The sequence below is a fragment of the Pseudoalteromonas sp. 2CM28B genome, assembly GCF_023161935.1.
This window is the reverse complement of sequence record NZ_JALNTH010000019.1, coordinates 87,007-105,823: the sequence shown is the minus strand read 5'-3', so window position 1 is coordinate 105,823 and position 18,817 is coordinate 87,007. Positions and strand designations below refer to the sequence as shown.

Below are 18,817 nucleotides of genomic sequence, written 5' to 3'. Positions count from 1 at the left end.
TTAGCTGCCAAAAATATTTAGCAACGATATTTGATAAAAACCCAAGTTAATTAAGATTGAATTACAAATAATGCAGAGCGAATGCAAGCATGAAGTATTGACCACTGGCTTAATAAAAAACACCTAGCAGAACCAACCCAGCTTTTTAAACACATTAATATAACGCAATAAAAATTAACTTGGGTGAGGTGTGGTTGGCTGAGAGTGTGTAAAAAACACTAAGCTACAATGAAAGTAATCGTTATTTACAGCAAGAATAAATAATTAGATACCACAGGTGTAACCTATACCCATAAAATTAATGGGTAAACAGACAACCTGTAAAGCTAGGTGGAGCACGACAACCATGCGCAGCTTGCACGGGTTGCTGAACTTTAGCCTCGCTAAAAGCAAAGGCTGCTTTACGGAGGATTATCCCAGCACGACGCGCTGGAAACATGTGGAACAATAGCCAACAAAGGCCAATAAGTAACTGACACGATAAGATGGGATGAGCTAAAAATTCGGCAATTGTCAGTAATAATGGCTCTATAAAAAAGCCATCACTGACCAATGCTTCAAGCCTAAAGGCATCCTCAATAGCGCCACTAAGCAACATAACGACATTAAAAACTAATAATGTTACAGCCACACTCACGCCCTTTTTCGCTTTTTTAAAGCGCTCATGCAACACTGACTTACCTAAGGTAAGCAAAGCGCTGGTATGAAACAAAGAAAATGAGTTCAAAAACATTAACCTATTAAAATGACTAATAACAAAATTAGGTATACACCGTGGCAACAAAAACAAGTTGCAGCCGTAAAGCCTTATACAGTGACATGAAATACAGTCTCAACGCATTAGCACTATTTTGCTAAGCTAGATTTGATCCGCATCAATAGAACTTTCAAAACTTACTGAAAGTTCGAGCATGAGTATAACAAAGAGAATTTTCTGTTCAAGATAAAAACACGATTATTTTATTGCCTGAAGATTTATTTATGGCGATATAAATAAAAAACCTCCCGTAGTGAGCTACGAGAGGTTTTTTGTTTAAACAGAAATAAAAAACCTCCCGTAGTGAGCTACGAGAGGTTTTTTGTTTAAACAGAAATAAATCTATTTAAAGAATTTGGTTTTCTTTCCATACTTGCTCTTTGGCTAGACGCTTTTTGCGTTTATCGCATGGATCATCGCAATCACATGCTTTATCAATACCTACAGAGCCTAAGCCTCCGCAGCTACTCGCCATCGATTTTCTTTGAACTATCATGCCTATCGCCATCGCAGCGACAATTAAAATAAGTAAGCCAAAGGTTAGAAAAAAAAGTGACATTGCTTAGCCCCTATTGTTCAGCAATAAAATGAGCTCAAATAGCGTATTTGAGCTCCTTACATTATATACCCTCATGCTAAGGATATAAACCTAAAGACTATAAATAAGGCTTAAACGCAGGACTTGAATAAGTGACTAAACCATCAGGCGATTTAGCAATTAAATACACAGGTAAATCATGCTGCTGCGCATAGCGTTGTGCTTTTTCCATACCCATTACCGTTAGAGCAGTCGCTAAACCATCCGCGGTCATTGCACTTGGGTGTAAAACTGTGACAGAGACTAAGTCGTGCTTAATTGGCATCCCTGTCATAGGATCAATAAGATGAGTATAGGTTTCGCCATCCATAGTATAAAAGATTCGATAATCACCTGAAGTGGCAATACCGTTATTACCCGGTGTTAATACGCGGTGTACTTTTCGCTCACCTGGGTTAGCATCAGGTTGTTCAATTGCTATTCGCCATGCTTGATTGTCTGGTTTTGTACCAGCAATACGTAACTCCCCGCCAATCTCAACCATGTAATCTGTAATGCCTTTGCTTTGTAATAGCTCAGCCACTTTATCAATACCATAGCCTTTTGCTGTAGCTGAAAACGACAATTCTAAATCAGCCATCGTTTTTGCTAAGCCTTGCTCGTTAAGGACCAACTTATCTATACCAATGTTATTGATCATATTTGCCAGAGCTTCATCCGTTGGGCGCTTTGTTGGTTTTTTATCAGGACCAAACCCCCATAAATCAATTAGCGGTCCCATAGTCACATCGAGTGTTTTAGTTGAATCACCAATTCGTATAGATTCTGCAATAACCGCTCTAAAATCATCACTAATTGGCATTACTTGATTAGCACCTAAACGGTTAAAGGTGTTTATTTCTGAATCCTCAATATAGGTCGACATAGACTGGTTAATATCAACTAAAACCGCATCTATTTCTGCTTGTACTGCTTGAGGGTCCACTTGATCAGCGTAAAACTTGATGTGGTAAGTTGTCCCCATCGTTTTACCTTCAAGGTAAGCTTCTTCGTTGTGTTGTGAATTGCCACAACCGGTAATAAGTAACGTGGATATGATTAAAAATAAGGCTACCACGCCTTTAACTGTGCTTAATCGATTCATAATAGCCTACTTATAAAGGTTAAATAGAGTATCAACTAAAATCAGCGGTAAAGCCAAACTCAGTCAGTTGATATAAAAAAGCCTCATAACACTTAGTGCTATGAGGCTGGTATTTTAACTAAATTTATTTAGTTTGGGTATTAGCCACCGAAATCATCTAATAAGATGTTTTCGTCTTCTACACCTAAATCTTTAAGCATAGAGATAACTGCCGCATTCATCATTGGAGGACCACACATGTAGAACTCACAATCTTCAGGCGCTTCGTGATCTTTAAGATAGTTCTCAAATAACACGTTATGGATAAAGCCTGTGTAGCCTTCCCAGTTATCTTCTGGTTGCGGATCTGAAAGCGCTGTGTGCCAAACGAAGTTTTCGTTTTGCTCAGCTAGGCCGTCAAAATCTTCAACATAGAACATTTCACGCTTAGAACGCGCACCATACCAGAAACTAATTTTACGCTTAGAGTTTAAACGCTTAAGTTGGTCAAAGATATGTGAACGCATTGGTGCCATACCTGCACCACCACCTACGAATACCATTTCAGCGTCTGTGTCTTTAGCGAAGAACTCACCAAATGGACCAGAAATAGTTACTTTATCGCCTTCTTTAAGTGACCAAATATACGAAGACATTTTACCACATGGTAGGCTCAAGTTTCTTGGCGGCGGCGTAGCGATACGCACGTTAAGCATAATAATGCCTTCTTCTTCTGGGTAGTTAGCCATTGAGTAAGCACGAATTGTTTCTTCGTCTACTTTTGACTCCAGGTCGAAGAAACCAAAATGGTTCCAATCGCCACGATACTCTTCAGGAATATCGAAATCAGCGTATTTAACATGGTGAGCTGGCGCTTCGATTTGGATGTAACCACCCGCACGGAACGGCACTGACTCGCCATCTGGAATTTGTAGCTTAAGTTCTTTGATGAACGTTGCTTTGTTATCGTTAGAGATAACTTCACAATCCCATTTTTTAACACCGAAAATTGACTCTTCAAGTTCAATTTCCATGTCATTTTTAACATTAACCTGACACGCTAAACGACAACCTTCACGTGCCTCACCTTTAGAGATGTGGTCAAGTTCAGTTGGCAGAATATCACCGCCACCTTCTTTAATGTGAACGCGACACTGACCACAAGAGCCACCGCCACCACATGCAGAAGATACGAAAATACCTGATTCAGATAGTGCACCTAAAAGCTTACTACCCGCTGATGTTTTAATGGCTTTGTCTGGATCGCCATTAATACCGATGATGATGTCACCGCTTGCAACTAGCTTAGATTTAGCACCAATGATGATTAAAACTAGTATTACAACGATAGCGATGAAAACACCAACGCCTAAGAAAATATCCATGATTGACCTCGCTATTATTACAGTGAAATACCAGAGAATGACATAAAGCCAAGACCCATCAAGCCAACAGTGATAAAGGTAATACCTAGACCACGTAAACCATCTGGTACGTCTGAATACTTCATTTTCTCACGGATACCTGCAAGTAATGTAATTGCAAGCGCCCAACCCACACCAGCGCCAATACCATAAACAACAGACTCGCCGAAGTTATAGTTACGCTCAACCATGAATGATACCGCACCAAAAATTGCACAGTTAACTGTGATTAGTGGTAGGAAAATACCTAATGCGTTGTACAGCGGTGGGAAGAACTTATCTAATGCCATTTCAAGAATTTGCACCAGTGCAGCAATAACACCAATGAACGTTAAGAAACGTAAAAAGCTAAGATCCGCTTCTGGGTAACCAAGCCACTCTAATGCACCCGGTGCAAGTACCGCATGGTAAACCAAGTTATTAACCGGTACTGAAATACCTAATACAACAATAACCGCTACCCCTAGACCAATTGATGTAGTTACTTTTTTAGACACGGCTAAGAAAGTACACATACCTAGGAAGAAAGCTAACGCTAAGTTTTCAATAAAAACGGCTTTTACAAATAAACTAATATAATGTTCCACTTATCGCCCCTTACGCTTTAGCTTCTACTTGATCTTTCTTATAAGTACGAAGTACCCAAATGAATAAACCAATAATGAAGAATGCACTCGGTGGTAAGATCAATAGACCCATAGGTTGGTACCAACCACCATTTTGTACTAATGGAATAATATCAACACCGAATAGTGTTCCCTTACCAAATAGCTCACGAATGAAACCAACAGTAAGTAATACCACTGAGTAGCCTAAACCATTACCAATACCATCTAAGAATGACATAAGTGGTGGCGACTTCATTGCGTACGCTTCAGCACGACCCATTACAATACAGTTAGTAATGATTAGACCAACGAATACTGATAACTCTTTTGCCGTAGCGTAAGAGAAAGCTTGTAGTACTTGGTCAACCACGATTACTAATGATGCAATAATCGTCATCTGTACGATGATACGTACTGATGATGGGATATGGTTACGAATAGTCGAGATAAAAAGGCTAGAGAATGCAGTTACCAAGGTCAATGCGATTGACATGATTAATGCATTTTTTAAGCTAGACGTTACCGCTAGCGCAGAACAAATACCAAGTACTTGTAATGCGATTGGGTTGTTAGCGAAAACTGGACCGAATAGGACCGCCTTCATTTCTTTAGTATCAGCCATTAGTTCAATGCTCCTTTACGTACTTTCGCAAGGAAAGGGCCAAAGCCATTTTCGCCAGTCCAAAAGTCAACTGCATGGTCAACACCATTAGACGTTAATGTAGCACCTGAAAGACCGTCGATCTTGTGCTCATCACCGGCTGCAGTCCCTTTAACGATTTGGATTGGTAACTCTTTACCTTCCCACGTTGCAGTCCACTGTGGGTTTTGAATTTCACCACCTAAACCAGGTGTTTCGTTATGTTTGTAGAAAATAATGTCTTTAATAGTTTCGCCATCGCTTTCAAGCGAGATAAAACCGTACATTAAACCCCATAAACCATAACCCTGAATAGGAAGGATGATTGCATCAGTAGAGCCATCGTCTTTTTTAGAGATGTAAACAGGCGCACGTTTGGTAATACGTTGAATACCTGCGATGTCCTTAATCCCATTCTCTTTTAAAGATTTACTTAAATCAGCATCGTATTTGCTTTTTTCAAAGTCGAAATCTTCTACCGGCTCAGCAAACTCACCACTTTGCATATCAACAAAGCGAGTTTCGATTTTAGCTTCAAACGTTTCGGCAACGTTATCAACTTTACCAATACCAGCAGCAGCTAAGATATTACTTTGAATATCTTTTGCTTTATTTGCTTTTTGCAGAGGGCGAAGTTGCACAGACGTTAGCGACACAATAACTGCACACACTAAACATAATGAGACAACAACAGCTAGCGTTTTGCCAATTGATTCGTTATTACTAGACATTACGTGCCAACCTCCGCTTGATATTAGCTTGCACTACAAAGTGATCGAATAAAGGTGCAAACAAGTTAGCAAACAAGATTGCTAGCATGATGCCCTCTGGGTATGCAGGGTTTACTACACGGATCATAACTACCATAAAGCCAATAAGCGCACCGTATGCTAATTTACCTTTATCAGTAAATGCAGCAGATACAGGGTCAGTTGCCATAAAGAACATACCGAATGCAAAACCACCTAATACCATATGCCAGTACCAAGGCATAGCAAACATAGCATTGGTTTCAGAACCAATAGTATTTAGTATTGATGAGGTTACTACCATACCTAGGAATACACCTAGCACGATACGCCAAGACGCGATACGTACATAAATTAGGAATAAACCACCAATAAGCACTGCTAGTGTAGACGTTTCGCCCATAGAACCTTGAATGAATCCGTAAAACGCATTCCACCAAAGCTCAATATCAGTCGCGTAATTTAACGTACCAGCAAACGCTTGACCAAGCATAGTCGCGCCAGAGAATGAATCTACGGCAGTCCATACTGTGTCACCTGAAATTTGTGCAGGGTATGCGAAGAATAAAAACGCACGACCAGCAAGCGCAGGGTTTAAGAAGTTACGACCTGTACCACCAAATATTTCTTTTGCGATAACTACACCAAAAGTAATACCTAGCGCAACTTGCCATAAAGGAATCGTTGCAGGCAGGATTAATGCAAATAATACAGAGGTTACGAAGAAACCTTCATTTACTTCATGCTTACGCACAGAAGCAAACAATACTTCCCAAAAACCACCGACAATAAAGGTTGTTGCATAAATAGGAAGGAAAAAACATGCTCCGTAGAACATTTTTGCGCCCCAACCAGCATCAACGGTTAACTCACCGCCTAATAACTGGAATAAACCTACTTGCCAAATGTTAGCTAGTTCAAAACCATTACCAAGCGCGATTGCCGCTTGATGACCAATATTGAACATACCAAAGAACATGGCAGGGAACGTCGCCATCCACACTAAAATCATCATGCGTTTTAGGTCGATGTTATCACGAACGTGAGTTGAACCTTTGTTTACGTAACCTGGCGTGTAAAAAATAGTCGCAGCGGCTTCATACAGCGCGTACCATTTCTCATGCTTACCACCTGGTTCAAAATGCGGTTCGATATCTTCTAAGAAAGTTTTTAAGCCCATTTTAGCCTTCCTTCTCGATCGTAGTTAAGCAATCGCGTAGGGCTGCGCCGTACTCGTATTTGCCAGGACAAACGAAGGTGCATAACGCTAAATCTTCTTCATCTAATTCAAGCGCACCTAATGAAATTGCACTATCTAAATCACGAGACAATAAGTCACGTAATAAAAGCGTTGGCAAAATATCAAGTGGCATAACACGCTCATAGCTTCCAAGTGGAACCATGGCACGTTTTGAACCGCCCGTAGACGTTGTCATTTTAAATAAACGACTCGGTGTAAGGTGAGACAAGAATGTACGCGTTACAGAGAATTTATCACTACCTGGTGCAATCCAGCCAAAAAATTCTTTTTCGCGACCTTCAAGTAAAACAGATACTTGAACATGGTAACGACCTAAGAATGCATGAACACCAGACGACGTAGCACCGGCAAGTACAGAACCAGAAATAACACGGTTATCACCGTCTTCTAATTCGCCTGCCACTAAGTCATCTAGTGAAGCACCTAATTGTGTTTTCACTAAACGAGGATTTTTAACGCGTGGACCTGCGAGAGAAACAACACGGTCTGTGTAAATTTCACCAGTAAGGAAAAGGTGACCATACGCAATAACGTCTTGGTAACCAATGTGCCAAACTTGCTTACTAGCAGATACTGGGTCAAGGTAATGGATATGAGTGCCAACAAGGCCAGCCGGATGCACGCCACCAAACTCATGCACTTCTACTTGAGCAATAGGTGAACTAGGAACTTGACTACCTGCTTGCTTACAAACAAATACTTTGCCATCGGTTAAACGTGACACAACAGCCAAACCAGCTTCAAATGCTTTCGCATTTTCAGCAATAATTACTGCAGGATCTGCAGCAAGTGGATTGGTATCGATAGCTGTCACAAAAATAGAGCTCGGATTTGCATCCAACGCTGCTACTTTACTAAATGGACGAGCACGAAGTGCTACCCATTGACCCGATTGAACTAGTACTTCTTTAGCTTTTTCACGATCTAAGCTGTTAAGCTCAGTTTCCGAGAAAGAACCAAAGGTGATTTGCTCACTGCCGTTTACTTCAATAACAACAGATTGCAGAACACGTTTAGCACCGCGATTAATTTCTTTTACTGTACCAGAAGCTGGTGCAGTAAATAATACGCCTGGGTTCTTTTTATCTTCAAAAAGTACCTGGCCTTTTTTGACTTGGTCATCCACACGAACATGCATGGTTGGACGCATACCGATAAACTCTTCACCTAGCACAGCTACACGTTTGACGGCAGAACCATCATGAATAACTTGCTGAGGTGCGCCCTCTAAGGGTAAATCCAGACCTTTTTTTATATTGATCATACGCACTTGCACTACATTAACGGAAAGAAACTGAAAAATCGTACTAACCACGCCGCTATTTGTATTATTGCAAGCTATATAAAATGACTCGCTAAAAATACCAAACAAGCAGCGCAGTAAAACTCCTCACATATTACTTTGATTTTAACATTATTGTGGCTGACTATGCGAGTGTATTTATGAAAATTATACGAGAGAAACGTTTATTTAGTTTTGTAATTAACAATTAATAAAATACAAGCTAGACCAAAGTGGTAAATTAGCCAACAATTAGCAAATATTTTTTAAATCAAAGCTAAAAGACAAAAAAGCCGCACAAGGCGACTTTTTCAAAAATGCGTTATCAACGACAAGTTAGTCAATCATATTAGCAATAGGTGCAACAGGATTTACATCTTGTTCATAATCAACCGCGTCAATACCAAAACCAAACAAGCGTAAAAATTCATTATGGTAACCAATATAATCGGTTAACTCATCAATTGAGTTTGTATCTACACTATCCCAAATGGCTTGAACGCGAGATTGAACATCATCTTCCAGTTCTTTATAGTTTTGGAATAAATGCCCGCCATCATCAAAGCGAGGTGAATCACCATATAAGTTCTCACTAAATAGCGCATGAATTTGCTCAATGGTGCCTTCATACGTGCCATCAGCCTTCATCACTTTAAATAAGGCAGAAATATAAAGTGGCATGATTGGAATTGCAGAGCTTGCTTGAGTAACAACCGCATTAAGCGATGAAACGTAGGCTTCACCATTTAAATCTTGGGTAGCAGCTTTAATAGCAGCAGTGGCACGGTCTAAATCTTCTTTGGCTTTACCAATTGTTGCATGACCGTAAATTGGCCACGTTAGTTCTTTACCAATATAAGTGTAAGCCGTGGTTTTAAAGTTATCTGCTAATACATCAGCGTTCTTAAGTGCGTCAATCCACATTTCCCAATCTTCGCCACCCATTACTTTAATGGTGTTGTCGATATCGTCTTGGTTTGCCGCTTCAACAGTTACTTCATCAATTTCACGCTTTGACGTATTCAAGTTTTTAGTGGTTACCGCATTACCAATTGGCTTAAGCGTTGAAGAAAACACTTCGCCGGTATTTGGATCAGTACGACGAGGTGACGCTAAGCTGTAAATAATACAGTCAACTTTACCTAATTCAGCTTTAATGGTGTCGATTGCTTTTTGTTTAATTTCGTTAGAAAACGCATCACCATTAATATTTTTTGACCATAAACCTTCAGCTTCAGCGGCTGCTTGAAACGCCGCCGTATTATACCAACCCGCAGAGCCTGTTTTACGCTCAGTGCCTTCTTTTTCAAAGAACACACCTAATGTTTTAGCGCCACCACCAAATGCAGCGGTAATGCGAGACGCTAGGCCATAACCTGTAGACGCACCAATAACTAATACATTTTTAGGTGCATTTTTTAACGCCTCTTGCTGCTTAACATAATTAATTTGTTCTTGTACATGCTCTGCACAGCCTACTGGGTGTGCATTGGTGCAGATAAATCCGCGAATTTTAGGCTTAATGACCATTGATCATCCTATATCTTTTACAATAAAAATTAGCGCTAGTTTAAAGGCTAAAACAAAAAAAACTGATCTGATCAGTTACTCACTGCTCAAACCAATTCACTATACCTGTTATCCAACTTTTGAGCCGCCCATGCAATTAGGTGACTGCGGCGCTTCGCCGTCGTGCTCTGTAAATTCCTCAGGGGTATAAGTGTGCATCGCAAGCGCATGAATATGATTTGCCAGCTCATCTTTTAAAATTTCATTAATTTGACGATGACGCTGCAATAATCGCTTACCAGCAAATTCCTCACTGACTACAATCACTTTAAAGTGTGATTCAGTGCCTGCACTGTGCATATGGCTTTCGTTGATCACATTTAAATGCTTGCACGCAATCGCATCGGCTAGCTTGTTACGTATTTGTTGTTGCATTGACATAAAAACCATCCTCAAAATTCAGTTATGTGCTTACTATAACAACTGCGGCTATACCATGGCTAATGCTATTTAACTGAAACTATTATTAGAGTCTGTTGACCTTTCAAGATTAAATCTGCAGCAACCTGTTTAGTATTTAGGCAAGGCAGAGCCTATGTGGTGTGGTTATTCCCCATAAATAGGCGCTGCCCTTCGGGTTCTGCCTAGGGGCGATTTACTCTTTTGTTGCCTACATGGATGTAGGTAAGGGGCGTGAGCAGGACGCGTAAGCTTTGCTCGGCTTTTACTTATTCTTACATGGATGTAAGCCAGTAGAATAACGCAGGAGCAGTTATCGAGCCCACTCAGTTACAAACCTCGCGCCACGATTAAACCGCTCCTAGTTTGAACAAATTATAATCCGCAAAGATCAACAGACCCTGATATAGCGAAACGTTAAACTTATTCGAGGGTGTTTAAGCGTTGTTTGTTTGGGCAATGCATGTTGGTAATTTTGTTGGCTTTGACCGCTCATTATTAAACAGCTACCACTTTGTAATTTAATGTTAGTAATGCTGTTACTTACTTTGTGTTTAAGTTTAAATAATCGCTCTGCGCCAAGCGATACACAGGCTATGGTAGGCTCAGACCCTAGCTGCGCCTCATCATCGCTATGCCAGCCCATACTATCGTGGCCATCTCGATAGTAATTAACCAAAATTGAATTAAACGGTTGCTGTAGGTAATTTTCTAAACGTGTTCGCATAGCAAGTAATACGTCTGGCCAAGGCTCTAAATCGAGTTTATGCCCAGAATAGCCGTACTCAAGATTCTCTTCGCTGATAAAACATTGCAACCTTGGTATTGGCCCCGTTTTGCCAAACACCGTGATATTTGGTTGTTGCCAATTTAAGTTTTGCTGCAAATAATAAAATAAACCGAGGCTTTTTTGCGCACTAAGCACCTTACTTTGATAAGAAAAGCCATTTGGTAACAGTTGGGGGTTGGCGTTTGGCGGTTGCATGTTAGAATTTACCTATCATTTGATTACTGATCATTAAACTATTATGACTACGCAAGCTACGCTCGGCGATAACACCTTTACTCTTGAACGCTTTCCTTTGGATCAAAAAAACCGCAGCTTACAAGCGTGGGATTCAGCAGACGAATACCTCATTGACTATGTTAATGAACACTACCCTGATTGTCGCTCGTTACTGATCTTAAACGACAGCTTTGGTGCACTTAGCTGTTATTTTAGCAAACAACAGTTAACTGTTTGTTCAGTAAACGACTCTTATATTAGCCATCAGGCGGCGGCTCATAACTTAGCGCAAAACAAAATTGCAACAACCGCGTTTAGCCAGCTTGATAGTTTATCGGCTTTACCTGAGCAAGTAGACCTAGTGTTAGTAAAAGTACCACGCACGTTGGCTTTTTTACAGTATCAGTTATCTGAACTAAGCGAAGTGCTCGCGCCAGGTACACCGGTTATTGGTGCTGCAAAAACTAAAGACGTGCATAACTCTACTATTAAAGCATTTGAAAACTTTATTGGTGAGACGAAAACAAGTCTTGCAGTAAAAAAATCACGTTTAATTATTAGCCAAGCCGCTGGCGGTTATAAAGGCGCAGATTTCCCAGTGAGCTGGCCACTCGAAGGCACTGATTTTACAATAAGCAATCATGCCAATGTGTTTTCACGTGATTCACTTGATATAGGTGCGCGCTTCTTTTTTAATTATTTGCCACAAACAAATAAAGCCAAAAATATTATAGATTTAGGCTGTGGTAATGGCGTGGTTGGTTTAATGACATTAGCGCGCTGTCCTAATGCTCATATTAGCTTTGTTGATGAATCATATATGGCGGTTGAATCAGCTCGACTCAACATTGAATTAAACATGGAAGACAAGTTTGAACAATGTACTTTTATAGAGAATGATTGTTTAACTGACTTTGAACGTAAAAGTGCTGATATTGTATTGTGTAATCCGCCATTTCACCAAGCACAAGCGGTTACCGACCACATAGCATGGCAAATGTTCAAGCAAGCAAAAGACACATTAAAAGAAGGTGGCGAGTTGCGTATTATTGGCAATCGTCATTTAGATTATCATGGCAAACTAAACCGTATGTTTGGTAACTGTACTTTATTAGGCTCTAATAAAAAGTTTGTGGTACTCAGCGCAACTAAAAATAGTGGGACGTTATAAATGAAACTCATAAAGATATTATTGAGCTGTTGTACTTTAGTGGTTTTTTCGGGATGTGCCAATCAGCCTAATCAGCTTATTCTCAATCCCGTCTATAAAAGTGGACAAATAAGCTCAATCAATAACAGCTTAAACACCAGCGTGATTGATTTACGTGGTGACAGTGCAACCTTAAAGTTGATTGAATCGAGCAAAACAAAAACCATTGCCAGCACGGGTATTACTGAGTCTGTTAAAAGTGCACTAGACAGTGCGCTTAGTCGCAATGGCGCCAGCATTTCTAATTTAGCGCAATTGCGCTTTGAGTTAGATATTCACGCACTGCAAGCGGTAGTTACAGAAAAGCTAATGAGCCATACCAGTGATGCCAAGATTGAATTTGAAGTGCGGGTGATTCGCCCTACCAGTAATTTCAGTAAGCGTTATAGCGGTAATGCTAATTTATCTGGACCACTTGGTCATGATAGAGCAAAAATTGAAGGTCAGCTCAATAAGTTGACTGAGCAGTTAATTACCCGCATTGTATCTGACCCTGAATTAATTGCATTTTTAGAAGGTTAATAATGAAGCAACTTTTTTTAATCTGCGTAAGCTTATTTTTTAGCGTAAATAGTTTAGCGGCACAAGAAGGCCGCTTTGTGCAAAAAGATAATATTTTCCCTCGAGTAGAAATTGTGACATCGTTGGGCAGCATTGTGGTTGAGCTAGACCGCTCAAGAGCCCCTATTACGGTCAATAACTTTTTGACTTACGTGTCTGATAAAAGCTATCAAGGCAGCGTGTTTCATCGTGTAGAACGCGATGTAGAAAATGATCGTGACTTTGTAATTCAAGGCGGTGGTTATGATAAAGATTACGATGGCCTACATGAAAACGACCCTATTTTTAATGAAAGCGGTAACGGCTTAACAAACGATATGTATAGCATTGCGATGGCTTATCAAGACCGTGAACCACACTCAGGAACGCGTCAGTTCTTTTTTAATATGGATGATAACGATCATTTAAACCCTGGCCGTGATTGGGGATTTGCCGTGTTTGGCAGTGTGATGGAAGGCTATGAAACACTCGATAAAATCATGGCTGTAAAAACCGGATTTAATGACAAAATTGGCTACAACTTTGTACCCGAAAAACCGGTCGTTATATTAAATATTAAGGTGCTTGAGCAAGTTCCTTTATAACTTTTTTAATAAGAGCAGCCTTAGCTGCTCTTTGTATAAGCCAATGAGCCTCTATGAATAGCACACTTTCTGTTAGCGAATACTTTTCTTATTTTAAAGATAAACGTTTGATTAATGTTTTTATATTTGGAATGAGCAGTGGCTTTCCGTGGGTATTAATTGGCTCAGTAATGTCGGCATGGCTTAAAGATGAAGGTTTGAGCCGCAGCATGATTGGCCTATTTGGCATTGTGTTTGGTGCCTACAGCATCAACTTTTTATGGTCACCTTTAATAGACCGCACTAAACTGCCCTTTTTATATAATTGGCTTGGTCAGCGCCGTAGTTGGATCCTGTTTTGCCAAAGCTTTATTTTGCTTGGCACATTGCTACTTGCAGGACTTGATTTGAAAGCAAACCTAGCAGTTGCCGCCGCACTTTGCTTGTTAATCGCCATAGCCTCTGCCACGCAAGATATTGCAATTGACGCCTTTCGGATAGACACCCTTAGTGAAAATGAATCTCACAAAGCCACCGCGGCGGCTGCAATGGCCACCTCAGGTTGGTGGACTGGCTATGCTTTATTAGGAGCTGTGCCTTTTTACATGGCTGATATGCCAAATATTGACTGGCCACAGGTGTATTATTTTTTATCCGTGATTATGCTGTTATTAATTAGCTGTGTATTTTGGGCTAAAGAGCCACAATCAAATCGCGAAGCCGTACATGCCGAACTAGAACGTGTTTATCTTGAAAAACTCGCCGCAACTAAACAAACACCACTGACAAAAACGCTTGCATGGCTAGGCGTTACCGTGGTTGATCCGTTTAAAACCTTTTTTGCTAAAAATGGCGTTAAAACCGCGTTGGCGCTGCTGGCGTTTATTTTCTTATTTAAGATTGGTGAAGCATTTTTAGCGCGGATGTCGATTGTATTTTATAAAGAAGTTGGCTTCAGTAATACACAAATAGCAAATTACTCAAAACTCGGCACGGGGTTAATCACCATTTTATTTGCCTTTTTGGGCAGTATTTTTAACCATAAATATGGCATTGTGAAAGGCTTATTTATTAGTGGCGTAGCCATGGCAGCATCTAACTTAATGTTTTCTTGGATTGCCTTAGCTGGTCCACAAGAGCACTTATATGCAATGGCAATTGTAGTTGATGGCTTTACCCAAGCTTGGTCTTTAGTGGCAATGGTTGCTTTTATATCTATGTTGTGTGACAGAGCATTTAGCGCCACCCATTATGCACTACTAGCATCTCTGGGTAATTTAGGGCGTACGTTATTATCGAGTTACAGCGGTGTGGTTATTGATGATTGGCTAATGGGGAATTGGTCATTGTTCTTTGTATTAACTGCGCTTATGGTTTTACCCTCATTAGTGTTTTTATTTCTAATTAGGCACAAACTATATTCACTAGAGCAAAATTATCATAAAAATACCTAATGCATCCCTGCACTAGTATTGGCTGTAGACGCTAATTTAACTTTACGATTAGAGCCAAAAAGAAAGCGTTAGTCAGCTTTAATTAAGCTTAATGCTTCATACGGGTCGACTTCTAATGCATTACAGTAGCGAACAAACTCAATTACATCTAAACGACGTTCCTGATTTTCAATTTTGCCAATAAAAGAATGTGGCGTACCCAAGATTTGCGCTAAGCTGCGCATGGTGTAGCCTTTTTCATGGCGTTTAGTTTTAAGCCACTTTGTTAATTTTGCATTTTCTTCCGAAGATACGGTTTTACCCATCATATACAACTCCTACTCGTTGTTTAAATATACATATAGCTAAGCGCTTAAAATCGCCAACACTGTAAAACTACAACCACTCACTAAAGCGCAGTGTAAACGCTTACAATTCAACCAATAAAAAACGCTCAAATATGTATTAACACTTTATTATTGTGAAAAATGAAACCTTGCCCGTTTCACTCTTGGATACATTATATACCATTCACCGTTGTTCTGAATGATTAATTAGTAATTATGCGATTAAAGTTTAGCAACAAATATTTACTAAGTCTGAATAAGGTTAAATATTTTATAACTTTTTTGTTTCATTTAAATATAAGCCGTTTATTATTAACTTATTATTTGCTTAAAAAGGCTAAATCATGTTTAGACTACTTTTTTTACTGCCTATTATTTTATGCTTGGGCTGGTACTTTTTTTTGCGCCATTATGCAATTCCAATCAAACAGGGTAAAAAAGGCTTTATCTATATTTTAGTCTTCTCTGCGTTTGTGCTTGGCTTTTTTGTGTTAATGATGCAAATAACAGAATACAGCCCAACTGAGTTATGATTTTTTAAGCACATAAAAAAACCGCTGATTAAGCGGTTTTTTTGGATAACGATATTTTTATACGCTAAAACTAGCGCCACAGCCACACGTTGTTGTGGCATTAGGGTTAGAGACAAAAAAGCGTGCCCCTTCTAATCCCTCGGTGTAATCAACTTCACCATCAACTAAATATTGGATACTCATAGGGTCAATGACTAAGGTAACCCCGTTTTTAACAATTTCTAAATCGCCAGGATTCGCTTTTTCATCAAAAGTAAAACCGTATTGAAAACCTGAACAACCACCGCCTGTGACATAAACACGCAGTTTTAGATCTGGGTTTTCTTCTTCGTCGATTAACTGTTTAACACGCACAGCGGCTGCGTCGCTAAACTTAATGGGTAATTCTTCAGACATTTTATAACCCTCAATACCTTTATACTAATGCATCAGATTATCTAATACCTGAGTGTTTTAATCAAGTATAGTAAGCTCGCGTTTATAAGCTTTAATTAAAACAATGCGCGTTTAATCTGTTCAGTGAATCAATATACTATAAATTTAATTTAAATTAATCGGTTGTTAAAAATCTCAAGGACTTCCCTAGACTATTTTGATAAACTTGACGCCTAAAAATGCTACGGGGAAATAAAGCATGTGGCTTGAGCGACTGAGACGTCGATTAGCAAAACCAAAAACATCCGTACAATTATGCTTATTGGGCGTAAGTGCCGGACTAATTGCTGCATTTTTCATTATACTGTTTCGCCTAACCATTTTATTTTTTCAAAGTTTATTTTTAGAAACCCCTGACGACTTTACTACTCTCCCTACCCTAGAACGGGTATTAATGCCTTTGATTGCTGCACTTCTGATAGCCACATTTGCGGCTTTTACCGGCTTTAAACATTACCGCTTGGGTATCCCCTTTGTAATACACAGAATAAAACGTCATTACGGGCAAATGCCACTTTATAATACGGTTAACCAGTTTGTAGGCGGCGCGTTTGCACTGATCAGCGGTTTTTCTGTTGGCCGCGAAGGCCCCTCAGTTCACATGGGAGCAGCAGGGGCAAGCATATTAGCAAATAAACTACACTTACCCCACAACGCTATGCGTACCCTCAGTGGTTGTGGCGTTGCCGCGGGCATTGCTGCGTCGTTCAATACCCCCCTGGCTGCGGTTATTTTTGTAATGGAAGTCGTGCTCAGAGAATACAAAGTGCATATTTTTGTGCCGATTATGCTCGCAGCCGTTACCGGCGCATTAGCAACACAGTTTGTATTTGGTGAAGGCTCAGAACTTGCGCTAATAAGCATTGCGCCTTTAAGTGGTTGGCATTACCCCTATTTAGTTTTGTGCGGCATGGGATTGGGCGCGGTGGCTTATGCTTTTAATCAAAACTTAATGCTGATTATTAAAACCTTTAAACCACTTAGTATGTTTCCACGTTTAATAATTGCAGGGTGTATTGCCAGTTTAATTGCTTACGCAGTTCCACAAGCAATGGGCTCGGGTATGAGTGCGATAACTATTGCGGTTGAGTCACCTGAAAATATACAACTACTCACCACTATTTTAATTGCTAAGTTATTAGCCACCTTATTTGCTATTGGCTTAGGTATTCCTGGTGGGTTGATAGGTCCGGTTATTGGGCTGGGCGTTTTAACCGGTACTTTAATGGCATTTTTTGCTCAATTTATTAGCCCCGGCACCGATATAGCCGGCACTTACGGGGTGCTGGGCATGGCAGGCTTATTAGCGGCCACACTACACTCCCCCTTAGCGGCACTGACCACCGTAATGGAGCTGACCTCGTCACCGGAAATTATTGTGCCAGCGATGATCGTCATTACTACCGCCTACGTTACAGCTTTACAGGTATTTGGTAACCGCTCAATATTTTTACAGCAATTAGACTTTCAAGGGCTTCCCTATCATGTCTCTCCCGCCACTGAAGCCTTACAAAAAGTAGGAGTGATGGATGACATGGATGAAGACTTTAAACTGCTCTACTCCGACGATAAAGAGCAAATAAAAAACAGTCTAGATGCCATGGACAGCCAAACACCATTAATTGTATTTGATGAAGAAAATGGTTATCGCCTAGCTGAATATGACTTAAGTTTAATGTCTGATCAGGCGGTCAATATAAAATACATTAGCTTACAAGGTATTAGCAGCCAAGCCACCCTTGCAGATGCATTTGAAATTTTGAATGATAAACGCAGTGGTGCACTTTATGTATATAACTTGCTAGATAATCAACAAATTATGGGATTACTAAGGTGGGATCAAATCCACCATATTTTAACCATACGTAACAGTTTACTTTAACAATAATGAGAACAATATGAGCGCATTATTAATTTACAAAACCTTGCACGTATTTTTTATGATTGCTTGGTTTGCCGGTATTTTTTACCTACCTCGACTTTTTGTTTATCACGCTATGAGTGAAGAAAAATCGTGTAACTCAATGCTAAAAGTAATGGAACGTCGGCTACTTTATTTTGTTACACCTTTTGCGGTACTTACCGCAGTATTTGGTGTATTAACTATTGTTGAATACGGCCGCGAATGGTTTCGTTACAGCATGTGGCTGCATTACAAACTCGTGCTGGTGATTATTTTATATATTTATCATGGCTACTGTTTCAAATTGTTAGCTGATTTTAAACACGATAGAAATACTAAAAGCGATCGGTTTTATCGCATTTTCAACGAGCTACCCGTTTTAGCGCTACTCGTTATTGTCGCTTTGGCGATTATTAAGCCAAGCTTTTAGCAAAGGCTTATAAATTACGCTGCCAAGTCGCATACTAAGTTTGTAT

21 protein-coding genes are annotated in these 18,817 nt (G+C 39.9%); 7 read left to right on the top strand and 14 right to left on the bottom strand.

The features are described 5' to 3' along the window. Positions 1-298: 298 nt before the first annotated feature. From MTN96_RS21810 to MTN96_RS21755, 12 genes are all read right to left on the bottom strand, one after another. The gene (locus MTN96_RS21810; RefSeq protein ID WP_248532737.1) at positions 299-727 is read right to left on the bottom strand and encodes a hypothetical protein; all 429 of its coding nucleotides are present in this window, start codon (positions 725-727) and stop codon (positions 299-301) included. A gap of 376 nt (positions 728-1,103) precedes the next feature. Beyond that, entirely contained in the window at positions 1,104-1,316 is a 213-nt protein-coding gene (gene nqrM / locus MTN96_RS21805; RefSeq protein WP_010391098.1) for a (Na+)-NQR maturation NqrM, read from the bottom strand. 97 nt (positions 1,317-1,413) lie between these two features. Continuing rightward, entirely contained in the window at positions 1,414-2,439 is a 1,026-nt protein-coding gene (locus MTN96_RS21800) for an FAD:protein FMN transferase (protein ID WP_248532736.1), read from the bottom strand. A gap of 140 nt (positions 2,440-2,579) precedes the next feature. Continuing rightward, positions 2,580-3,803 carry an NADH:ubiquinone reductase (Na(+)-transporting) subunit F gene (nqrF, locus tag MTN96_RS21795; RefSeq protein WP_036979658.1) on the bottom strand — a complete coding sequence of 408 codons (1,224 nt, stop codon included), beginning with the start codon at positions 3,801-3,803 and terminating at the stop codon, positions 2,580-2,582. Between the two features lie 17 nt (positions 3,804-3,820). Continuing rightward, positions 3,821-4,429 (bottom strand): NADH:ubiquinone reductase (Na(+)-transporting) subunit E, encoded by a 609-nt coding sequence (gene nqrE / locus MTN96_RS21790; protein ID WP_036979660.1) that lies wholly within the window; start codon positions 4,427-4,429, stop codon positions 3,821-3,823. Between the two features lie 10 nt (positions 4,430-4,439). Continuing rightward, complete coding sequence (locus tag MTN96_RS21785) at positions 4,440-5,072, bottom strand: NADH:ubiquinone reductase (Na(+)-transporting) subunit D (protein ID WP_036979663.1); 633 nt, start codon at positions 5,070-5,072, stop codon at positions 4,440-4,442. Beyond that, positions 5,072-5,821: a Na(+)-translocating NADH-quinone reductase subunit C gene (locus MTN96_RS21780; RefSeq protein WP_024601889.1), complete on the bottom strand. Its 750-nt coding sequence runs from the start codon at positions 5,819-5,821 to the stop codon at positions 5,072-5,074. Before MTN96_RS21780 ends, MTN96_RS21785 begins: the two co-directional genes overlap by 1 nt. Next, entirely contained in the window at positions 5,814-7,019 is a 1,206-nt protein-coding gene (locus tag MTN96_RS21775) for an NADH:ubiquinone reductase (Na(+)-transporting) subunit B (RefSeq protein WP_036979666.1), read from the bottom strand. The genes MTN96_RS21780 and MTN96_RS21775 overlap by 8 nt, the downstream gene beginning before the upstream one ends. A gap of 1 nt (position 7,020) precedes the next feature. Then, entirely contained in the window at positions 7,021-8,364 is a 1,344-nt protein-coding gene (locus MTN96_RS21770; RefSeq protein WP_036983299.1) for a Na(+)-translocating NADH-quinone reductase subunit A, read from the bottom strand. Between the two features lie 354 nt (positions 8,365-8,718). Continuing rightward, on the bottom strand, positions 8,719-9,912 hold the full coding sequence (gene fabV, locus MTN96_RS21765) for an enoyl-ACP reductase FabV (protein ID WP_248532735.1): 1,194 nt from the start codon (positions 9,910-9,912) through the stop codon (positions 8,719-8,721). 108 nt (positions 9,913-10,020) lie between these two features. After that, the gene (locus tag MTN96_RS21760) at positions 10,021-10,332 is read right to left on the bottom strand and encodes a BolA family transcriptional regulator (protein ID WP_214552344.1); all 312 of its coding nucleotides are present in this window, start codon (positions 10,330-10,332) and stop codon (positions 10,021-10,023) included. Between the two features lie 409 nt (positions 10,333-10,741). Continuing rightward, on the bottom strand, positions 10,742-11,335 hold the full coding sequence (locus MTN96_RS21755; protein ID WP_248532734.1) for an alpha-ketoglutarate-dependent dioxygenase AlkB: 594 nt from the start codon (positions 11,333-11,335) through the stop codon (positions 10,742-10,744). A gap of 43 nt (positions 11,336-11,378) precedes the next feature. Between MTN96_RS21755 and MTN96_RS21750 the strand changes: the two genes are divergently transcribed. From MTN96_RS21750 to MTN96_RS21735, 4 genes are read left to right on the top strand one after another with little or no spacing between them, the layout of a single operon-like run. After that, the gene (locus MTN96_RS21750) at positions 11,379-12,527 is read left to right on the top strand and encodes a methyltransferase (RefSeq protein ID WP_138626255.1); all 1,149 of its coding nucleotides are present in this window, start codon (positions 11,379-11,381) and stop codon (positions 12,525-12,527) included. Then, positions 12,528-13,088: a YajG family lipoprotein gene (locus MTN96_RS21745; RefSeq protein WP_008111881.1), complete on the top strand. Its 561-nt coding sequence runs from the start codon at positions 12,528-12,530 to the stop codon at positions 13,086-13,088. Positions 13,089-13,090: 2 nt separating this feature from the next. After that, positions 13,091-13,711 (top strand): peptidylprolyl isomerase, encoded by a 621-nt coding sequence (locus tag MTN96_RS21740; RefSeq protein ID WP_008111880.1) that lies wholly within the window; start codon positions 13,091-13,093, stop codon positions 13,709-13,711. A gap of 53 nt (positions 13,712-13,764) precedes the next feature. After that, the gene (locus MTN96_RS21735; RefSeq protein ID WP_248532733.1) at positions 13,765-15,144 is read left to right on the top strand and encodes an MFS transporter; all 1,380 of its coding nucleotides are present in this window, start codon (positions 13,765-13,767) and stop codon (positions 15,142-15,144) included. A gap of 68 nt (positions 15,145-15,212) precedes the next feature. On the opposite strand, the gene MTN96_RS21730 is transcribed toward MTN96_RS21735, so the two are convergent. Next, positions 15,213-15,452, bottom strand: a complete 240-nt coding sequence (locus MTN96_RS21730; protein WP_008111877.1) for a helix-turn-helix domain-containing protein — start codon at positions 15,450-15,452, stop codon at positions 15,213-15,215. A gap of 362 nt (positions 15,453-15,814) precedes the next feature. Between MTN96_RS21730 and MTN96_RS21725 the strand changes: the two genes are divergently transcribed. Further along, the gene (locus tag MTN96_RS21725) at positions 15,815-16,003 is read left to right on the top strand and encodes a hypothetical protein (RefSeq protein WP_036979680.1); all 189 of its coding nucleotides are present in this window, start codon (positions 15,815-15,817) and stop codon (positions 16,001-16,003) included. Between the two features lie 57 nt (positions 16,004-16,060). Here the strand turns inward: MTN96_RS21725 and erpA are convergent, their stop codons facing one another. After that, entirely contained in the window at positions 16,061-16,399 is a 339-nt protein-coding gene (erpA, locus tag MTN96_RS21720) for an iron-sulfur cluster insertion protein ErpA (protein ID WP_002958911.1), read from the bottom strand. 238 nt (positions 16,400-16,637) lie between these two features. Here erpA and MTN96_RS21715 point away from each other — a divergent pair, with 238 nt between their 5' ends. Both MTN96_RS21715 and MTN96_RS21710 read left to right on the top strand, forming a co-directional pair. Beyond that, positions 16,638-18,320, top strand: a complete 1,683-nt coding sequence (locus tag MTN96_RS21715; protein ID WP_248532732.1) for a chloride channel protein — start codon at positions 16,638-16,640, stop codon at positions 18,318-18,320. Positions 18,321-18,336: 16 nt separating this feature from the next. Next, a complete protein-coding gene (locus MTN96_RS21710) occupies positions 18,337-18,771 on the top strand; it encodes a CopD family protein (protein WP_010391077.1) in 435 nt (144 codons plus the stop codon). Positions 18,772-18,817 lie beyond the last annotated feature (46 nt).